The sequence below is a fragment of the Cytobacillus praedii genome (assembly GCF_001439605.1).
Lineage (GTDB): Bacteria > Bacillota > Bacilli > Bacillales > Cytobacillaceae > Cytobacillus > Cytobacillus praedii.
In genome coordinates this window covers 68,691-75,131 of the sequence record NZ_LMBX01000021.1, presented here as the reverse complement: position 1 = coordinate 75,131, position 6,441 = coordinate 68,691, and the positions used below count along the sequence as shown (strand labels likewise).

The window sequence follows — 6,441 nt, the reverse complement described above, 5'->3', positions numbered from 1 at the left end:
AGTAGTTGTTATTTATGCATACGGTTAAGTGTTTTAAAAGTTACATTTATGAGGATTTTAATGTAACACAAGAGTAAAGGAATTTCCTAAGGAGGGATAAGAGATGGATTTGAAAGATACGAAAATATTTATTCCTGAAATACCAAAAGAGTGGGAACAGCGAACACGTTCTGGTCACACAAATATTTGGAATGATGATTTTTATAATAACGGCTTACCAAAAGTAGAACTTGAACCGCCACAGCGCGGCTTGTATGCCGAACGCTTTGAGGATGGTTGGTATTGGGTCTGTGGATGTAGCAAGTGCTTAGGGAATGGTGAAAAATATTCCTATATTGTCTGTCATGAGCATAACCGATGCATTACATGTGACACCCACAGGAACGACATTAAAGATTCAGTATGGGGACATCCTGATGGATTCCAATGTAAGCCATGTCGTGAACAAGAACGCAAAGAACGCAAAGAAGAAGCCTTGCGATTAGCAAAGGAAAACGATCATAACGAATGGGATTGTTACCGTGAAGATAAAATTATATGTCCTGTTTGTGCTTCGGAATGTTCGAGTGACGATATGCACGAAGATGGAGAACACGAAATGACTTGTTATGTCTGTGATGCGGAATTTATTGTTGAAATCGAGTACGAGATAAAATACACATCTAGTCTTAAAAAAGTTACTGCATAACATAATAAGCAATCTAGTAAATCGAGGAGGAAATGACGATGAAAAATAAACAAGTAATATTTTCGGAAGATGGGGATATAGCATATGGAAAAGCAAGTGTCTTTAATAATGCAGATGAATTTATTGTTGCTATAAATAAGCAGTACCACGAGGAAGTTTGCTGGGTAGATAATATTAGAATTGAACCTTGTATCAGCACATTAGAAGGAATTGGAGCTGAAATGATAATTCCTTTATCAAGTACGGACGTTGTTATAGAAAATTACTTTGTTGCAGATGTTAGCGAAATTGGGGTGGGTGGAGCTGACAAAGCTTAATTAATACTTTAAGCAGGGAGTTTCCCTGTCGAAAAATATGACACAAGGGAAGGAGTGCTTTTTATGACAATGGAGGTTTATTTAAAACTAAGGGATAGCGGTAAGGGCCTAGAAGATATTCGAATAGAAAAATGTATAAGTGAAGCGACAGCTTGGACTTTTGAATTGGGCTATCAATGCTATCTAAAAAATATTGCATTAGATGATGCTGCTTTGATTATTAAATCTTGGCAATGAATCCTTGACAAAGAATGCGAAGGAGTGGTTATGTGAGTGGAAAAATAACAAAACTTTATAATAGAGCTGGTCTTTGGGAAACTAGAGCACAGCAAGCCTCTCTAAAAGGTGATTATGACAGGGCAGGCAGACTTAGAACAAAAGCCATGCAATTAGCATCAGAAGCTAAAATGATTGAAGAAAAAAAGATTAGTCCCACTAAGTAGTGTCGCATTCCGAAGAAAATATGCAATAAAAGGTATTCGGAGATAGAGGTTCTCTAGTCGCTTATGAAAAAGGCTATCAAGAGGGTATAAAATAAAAACCCCCATAGGTAGCACTGTCTGGCGAGACCGTACCTATGGGATTCATTAGGTCGAGTATACCAACCATATATTAGTATACCCTTTTTTACAAAAATTTTATAGATCTAATTCCGCAATAAAACAGCAAATTTTCAGTGAACTATACGATGAAAATATTAAACTCGCTGATAGGAGTGTTTACTAATGAAAATGGAACTTTCACTTTCAGATGTTGATATTAAAAGGCTTGAAAAAGTTTTGGAAGTCAAAAAGTCACTTCAACCAGAAACAAATTGGAATTTGAATACTCTGATGACTGTTGCAATTATTAATTCCTTAGATAATTGGGAGAAAAGATATAATTTGGAATCAGAATGATAGATCAGTTGATTAAAAGAAAGGTGGAAAAATAATGGATTTATTTAGAGCTAAATTAAAAACTGCTGACAAAACACCTGAACAAATTCTCGCCAATTATGAAGGTCCGGGTCAAGTTGGACCTAAGCCTGATGATAAAGAAGTACAAGCATGGATTAATGTTTTTAATGACCTTGATGGTATAGAAGTACTGGTATTAAAAAGTTTCACAGGTGAAGATTGGGCGCTTGCTTCTTGGAAACAGGATGATGATGAGAAAGTTATGGAGTTTGTCTATTTAGCCGAACAAGATCCTTATTTTGGGACTTATGTAGATGAACGCGAGGAATTTATAAATGATTGGAAATCTGAAGAATACGAGCCGTCTGGGTCACTTGTTTTTTCATCTGCTGATGTTGAAATAATTGAAAAGCTGAAGAAGGAAAAAACTGCTCACTAGTTTGATTAGGAGGGAAAGAGGATGAAAATGTTAATTCCTGTTGGAAACGGAATTTTTGCTCATCAAGAAGCCGTTAAGGTACATCTAATTCTAGAGCATAACGGCTTAAGGATGGCCCTACACAGGCCGCATAAAGAGCATCGAAATGTAAATACACTTTGGATAGTTTCTGACTTGGAATCTGGTTTGCATTTATGCAGTGGATTGAATAGGAGATATGTAATCAAAAAGGCTGAAAAGTTGGTAGATAAATATTTGGATAAAATTATAGAAAAAAAGAAAAAGCATTTTGAAAGCACGTTATTCATTTAGAGAAACAAAAGGTAGGTTTTGTTCATTTGAAAGATGAAGCGAAAGATGGGTGGTTGGTTTAATGGAATGTAATAATACTCATTGCATGTGGAATGCATTTGGACATTGTTGTCCAGAGGATGCGGAAGCATTAGAAAATGCAAGGCCAAATAAGTTAGATTGTCCATCTTCTTTAAGAAAAGATTTTGAAGAGCAGCTTAGTATGATAGCGAGTGAGTGTAGAGAGCTAATTTTTCAAAGGAATATGAAAGAGTTGATTGAGATAAAAAAGTTTATTCAATCACAAAGAAACTAATGCACATCACAATTATTTAAGGAAACAAAAGATAGAACGTGTTGCCGAGCAAAGACCTGGATCTTGTGTGTGTAGTCAGTAGTGGAGGATTGGTCTTGCTCGGTATAAATACAATACCCAGATATTAAACAAAGTATGCGAGGGGATTACATGGGGAAACCAAAGAATCGTCAAAAAGGAGATAGTTATAGACCTACTATTGAAGTTTTGAAAGCCAAAAACGGTGTACCAACAAGCATCAGATTTAATGGTCAAAGTTATGCACTGGTTCACCAAGATTATATAAACGGTCGAAAAAATCAGGCATAAAAAAAGGATGCTCGGCTGTTTTATCCAAGCATCCTCTGATCTCCAGATTGTTCAAGATATTTAAATCCTAATTGGATTAATTCAGCAATAGCAGCTGATCGATTGTTCTTACGATTCTCAAAACGATAATCGTCAATTGCTTCCAATAGTGAAGTATCAAATGAAACTGTTGTTGAAGGTTTTGAACTATCTTTTCTAATGTGTGCCATGTGTTACACTCCTTATTTTTTGAATTAACGTAATACGAAAATACGATGTTACGAGAGGTGAGTAATTATTTATTGTCGTTCTCCTTGCTTTCTGCTTGAATATGCTGCTCAAGCAAATATTCAATTTCCTTAGCAACAGATCGTTTGTTTTCAGAAGCACGCTTTTCAATCTGTTTAAAAAGTTCTCCATCCATTCTCAATGTAAATCTTTTTTGTTCAGTCATAATTCCAATTTTCTCCTTTTTGTGGTGTCTTTTAGCACCATTATAGAACATTGAAAATGACTTGTAAAGACATAAGATGAACATTGACGTCAAATGGATGTTTAGGTATAATTATCCTATGGGGGTGACGTCACAATTATGACAATGGCAGACAAAAAAATTCCGTTTACCTTAAGAATGAAAAAAGAGCTTAGTGATAAATTGGAAAAGGAGGCTGATAGCTTAGGGATCTCCAAGTCAGCTTACATCAATATGATTCTGCATAAAGCTATCAAACAGAAAATCTCTTAAATGCGCGACTTTCAGTTTTGGTGCGTATTATTACTTGAAAGGAGGGGTTAGGTGCGCAAGTTTGAGTGGTAGTTCGTCATAAGTATTAGGGTCATTATTGGCTTGCGAAAATACTGATAGGGGGAAACTGAATGAATCAATTGGTTTTTATTGAGAAGGGACAAGCTGTTACAGATAGTTTAACTGTCGCGGAGGTATTTGGGAAGAATCACAAAAATGTTCTTAGGGATATAAAGAGTCAATGGTTGAAGCTAGAAGAAGCTGGAGAATTAGTATTTATTCAGCTCAACATTGAGCCGGTTGAATATAAGGATGAAAAGAACAGAATTCAACCCAAAATTAATCTTACCGAAGATGCTTTCACACTAATTGCTATGTCTTATACAACTCCTGAAGCAATGAAATTCAAAGTAAAATTCATTCAAGAGTTTAAGAGAATAAAGGAGCAGTTGCAGAGGCAATTTGCAGTACCTACCACATTCGCTGAAGCATTAAGACTTGCTGCTGATCTCCAAGAAGAAAATGAGCGTAACAAGCCAAAAGTAGAAGCTCATGACAAATTTATTAGTGGAGAGAATTATCAGAAGGTTGGACAGGTTGCGAAGGTTTTGGGGATTGGTCGGAACAAACTTTTTGCTTTCTTAAGAGAAAACAAAATTTTTATGGGTGATAACACTCCTTATCAGCAGTTCATTGACCGTGGATACTTTGTGGTAAAAGAAAAGCCGATAGAAATGGGCTCTCAGGTAATAAATAAGCCACAAACATATGTTACGGCAAAAGGTGTAGATTACATCCATAAATTATTGGATAAAAAAATAGCCTAGTTGCGCCAACAACTAAGCAATAATTCGTTCGATATATAAATATTATGTTCCTTGTGTCCATTATATACCAGATAAAAATACATGTACACAGGGAACGTCAGTTTGGGAAGTGGATATATGCAAAGAAATTACTATGCCATTATTCCGGCAAATGTTCGTTACGATAATGAATTGCCCCCTAACGCTAAGTTATTGTATGGAGAAATTACAGCGTTATGCAATGAAAAGGGTTTTTGTTGGGCAGGAAATACTTATTTTGCTGATTTATATAATAAAGATAAAAGCACTATTGCTAGGTGGATTCAACAATTAGAAAAAAGAGGATATATCACGAGGGAAGTAGTTTATAAAAAAGGTACTCGTGAAATTGAGAGTAGGTATATGCGAATTCGCAATGAGGGTATATGCAAAAATGCAACTACCCCTATAGGCGAAAATGCAATAGATAATAATACATCTTTTAATACTACATTTAATAATACAAAAGAATATATACCTTATGTCGAGATAATGAATTATCTCAACGATGCGGCTCAATCAAACTTTCGTTCATCAACAAAAGCAACTCAACGAGTTATTAAAGCGCGATGGAATGAAGGATTTACTTTAAATGACTTTAAAAAGGTTATAGATAATAAGTCAGCAGAATGGCTTAACGACTCAAAAATGAACAAATTCTTACGTCCAGAGACCTTATTTGGAACTAAGTTTGAATCATATTTAAACCAAAAAGGCGGTGGGCCACCAAATGGAAAGCATCAAAATGCCGGAGCGATTACAGAGGAATACGAATTCGGTTTCTGATAATCGATGCACTTCATGTAGCAGAAAGTTACTTTTGAAAGAAGGTAAAGAGTATTGCTTCTACTGCGAAATGATCGCTCCTGAAGATAAAAAAATCGCTGATGAAGTAAATGAGTGGATAGAAAACCGTGAAGTGAACGAACTGCAAGAGTATTTTAAAGGCAAAAGTTTAATGAATCGAGATTTGGAGGAAGCAACGCTTGGTGGCTATGATCCACAAAATGACTCACAGAGACTTGCTTTGGAGCAAGCTTATCAATACATTGGAACATTCAACAAAAGGCAAGGAATGCTCCTGCAAGGTCGTCCAGGTCTAGGTAAAAGTCATTTGGCTGCGGCAATCGTCAAAGAGATAATTAATCAAAAGCACACAGGAATTTTCATTTCATTACCTCGCTTAATGACTGAGTTAAAAGCTACGTACGGGAAAAATAGTAGCTTGAAAGAAACAGACTTACTGGCAGCACTACAAAAAGTTGATCTGTTAGTAATGGATGATCTTGGTGTTGAAAGGGATGGGAAAGATGAAGCATCCTCCTGGGCTAAACAAAAGATATATGAAATCGTAGACAGTCGAATAGGACAAGCCACAATTTATACGACAAACTATACTGCCAAGGAATTGCTTTCGATGTATGGAGAAAGAGATTTCAGCAGGATGGTTCAAGACTGTTCAATATTAAAACTCGAAGGTAAGAATTATAGATTACGAAACTTTATGTGAGGTGCCGTATGTGTAGAAAATGTAACGGATTAGGTCGGAAATACACAGAGGTCTTTCCTGGAGCATGGCAATTAAACCCATGCTCCTGCATCGAACCAGTAGA

General features: G+C 36.0%; 14 protein-coding genes. 12 read left to right on the top strand and 2 right to left on the bottom strand.

The features are described 5' to 3' along the window. Window positions 1–103: 103 nt before the first annotated feature. The 9 genes from ASU02_RS19530 (at window position 104) to ASU02_RS26505 (ending at window position 3,259) form a co-directional block, all read left to right on the top strand. Window positions 104–688, top strand: a complete 585-nt coding sequence (locus ASU02_RS19530) for a hypothetical protein (protein ID WP_057766744.1) — start codon at window positions 104–106, stop codon at window positions 686–688. A gap of 38 nt (window positions 689–726) precedes the next feature. Next, entirely contained in the window at window positions 727–1,005 is a 279-nt protein-coding gene (locus tag ASU02_RS19525; RefSeq protein ID WP_057766742.1) for a hypothetical protein, read from the top strand. Window positions 1,006–1,068: 63 nt separating this feature from the next. Continuing rightward, entirely contained in the window at window positions 1,069–1,242 is a 174-nt protein-coding gene (locus ASU02_RS26520) for a hypothetical protein (protein WP_157684546.1), read from the top strand. A 32-nt stretch (window positions 1,243–1,274) separates the two neighbouring features. Beyond that, window positions 1,275–1,448, top strand: coding sequence for a hypothetical protein (locus ASU02_RS26515; protein ID WP_157684545.1), 174 nt, complete (start codon window positions 1,275–1,277; stop codon window positions 1,446–1,448). 282 nt (window positions 1,449–1,730) lie between these two features. Further along, window positions 1,731–1,904 (top strand): hypothetical protein, encoded by a 174-nt coding sequence (locus ASU02_RS26510; RefSeq protein ID WP_157684544.1) that lies wholly within the window; start codon window positions 1,731–1,733, stop codon window positions 1,902–1,904. Window positions 1,905–1,938: 34 nt separating this feature from the next. Next, window positions 1,939–2,343, top strand: a complete 405-nt coding sequence (locus ASU02_RS19520) for a hypothetical protein (protein ID WP_057766739.1) — start codon at window positions 1,939–1,941, stop codon at window positions 2,341–2,343. Window positions 2,344–2,364: 21 nt separating this feature from the next. Beyond that, window positions 2,365–2,655, top strand: coding sequence for a hypothetical protein (locus ASU02_RS19515; RefSeq protein ID WP_057766737.1), 291 nt, complete (start codon window positions 2,365–2,367; stop codon window positions 2,653–2,655). A gap of 61 nt (window positions 2,656–2,716) precedes the next feature. Beyond that, window positions 2,717–2,950: a hypothetical protein gene (locus tag ASU02_RS19510; protein ID WP_057766736.1), complete on the top strand. Its 234-nt coding sequence runs from the start codon at window positions 2,717–2,719 to the stop codon at window positions 2,948–2,950. A 150-nt stretch (window positions 2,951–3,100) separates the two neighbouring features. Further along, window positions 3,101–3,259, top strand: coding sequence for a hypothetical protein (locus ASU02_RS26505; RefSeq protein WP_157684543.1), 159 nt, complete (start codon window positions 3,101–3,103; stop codon window positions 3,257–3,259). Window positions 3,260–3,279: 20 nt separating this feature from the next. Here ASU02_RS26505 and ASU02_RS19505 read toward each other — a convergent pair whose 3' ends face one another. Both ASU02_RS19505 and ASU02_RS26045 read right to left on the bottom strand, forming a co-directional pair. Then, the gene (locus tag ASU02_RS19505) at window positions 3,280–3,468 is read right to left on the bottom strand and encodes a ribbon-helix-helix domain-containing protein (RefSeq protein ID WP_057766734.1); all 189 of its coding nucleotides are present in this window, start codon (window positions 3,466–3,468) and stop codon (window positions 3,280–3,282) included. A gap of 65 nt (window positions 3,469–3,533) precedes the next feature. Beyond that, entirely contained in the window at window positions 3,534–3,692 is a 159-nt protein-coding gene (locus tag ASU02_RS26045; RefSeq protein WP_082631868.1) for an Arc family DNA-binding protein, read from the bottom strand. 422 nt (window positions 3,693–4,114) lie between these two features. On the opposite strand from ASU02_RS26045, the gene ASU02_RS19500 reads away from it, so the two are divergent. The 3 genes from ASU02_RS19500 to ASU02_RS19490 all read left to right on the top strand — a co-directional run bounded on the left by ASU02_RS19500 (window position 4,115) and on the right by ASU02_RS19490 (window position 6,338). Further along, window positions 4,115–4,810: a Rha family transcriptional regulator gene (locus tag ASU02_RS19500; protein WP_057766732.1), complete on the top strand. Its 696-nt coding sequence runs from the start codon at window positions 4,115–4,117 to the stop codon at window positions 4,808–4,810. A gap of 117 nt (window positions 4,811–4,927) precedes the next feature. Further along, on the top strand, window positions 4,928–5,614 hold the full coding sequence (locus tag ASU02_RS19495) for a conserved phage C-terminal domain-containing protein (RefSeq protein WP_057766730.1): 687 nt from the start codon (window positions 4,928–4,930) through the stop codon (window positions 5,612–5,614). 34 nt (window positions 5,615–5,648) lie between these two features. Further along, window positions 5,649–6,338, top strand: a complete 690-nt coding sequence (locus tag ASU02_RS19490; RefSeq protein ID WP_057766728.1) for an ATP-binding protein — start codon at window positions 5,649–5,651, stop codon at window positions 6,336–6,338. Window positions 6,339–6,441: the final 103 nt, after the last annotated feature.

Coding starts and splice junctions, on each gene's coding strand:
- ASU02_RS19530 (WP_057766744.1), top strand. CDS start 104: ATGGATTTGAAAGATACGAAAATATTTATTCCTGAAATACCAAAAGAG.
- ASU02_RS19510 (WP_057766736.1), top strand. CDS start 2,717: ATGGAATGTAATAATACTCATTGCATGTGGAATGCATTTGGACATTGT.
- ASU02_RS19495 (WP_057766730.1), top strand. CDS start 4,928: ATGCAAAGAAATTACTATGCCATTATTCCGGCAAATGTTCGTTACGAT.
- ASU02_RS26045 (WP_082631868.1), bottom strand. CDS start 3,692: ATGACTGAACAAAAAAGATTTACATTGAGAATGGATGGAGAACTTTTT.
- ASU02_RS19520 (WP_057766739.1), top strand. CDS start 1,939: ATGGATTTATTTAGAGCTAAATTAAAAACTGCTGACAAAACACCTGAA.
- ASU02_RS19525 (WP_057766742.1), top strand. CDS start 727: ATGAAAAATAAACAAGTAATATTTTCGGAAGATGGGGATATAGCATAT.
- ASU02_RS19515 (WP_057766737.1), top strand. CDS start 2,365: ATGAAAATGTTAATTCCTGTTGGAAACGGAATTTTTGCTCATCAAGAA.
- ASU02_RS26510 (WP_157684544.1), top strand. CDS start 1,731: ATGAAAATGGAACTTTCACTTTCAGATGTTGATATTAAAAGGCTTGAA.
- ASU02_RS19500 (WP_057766732.1), top strand. CDS start 4,115: ATGAATCAATTGGTTTTTATTGAGAAGGGACAAGCTGTTACAGATAGT.
- ASU02_RS26520 (WP_157684546.1), top strand. CDS start 1,069: ATGACAATGGAGGTTTATTTAAAACTAAGGGATAGCGGTAAGGGCCTA.
- ASU02_RS26505 (WP_157684543.1), top strand. CDS start 3,101: ATGGGGAAACCAAAGAATCGTCAAAAAGGAGATAGTTATAGACCTACT.
- ASU02_RS19505 (WP_057766734.1), bottom strand. CDS start 3,468: ATGGCACACATTAGAAAAGATAGTTCAAAACCTTCAACAACAGTTTCA.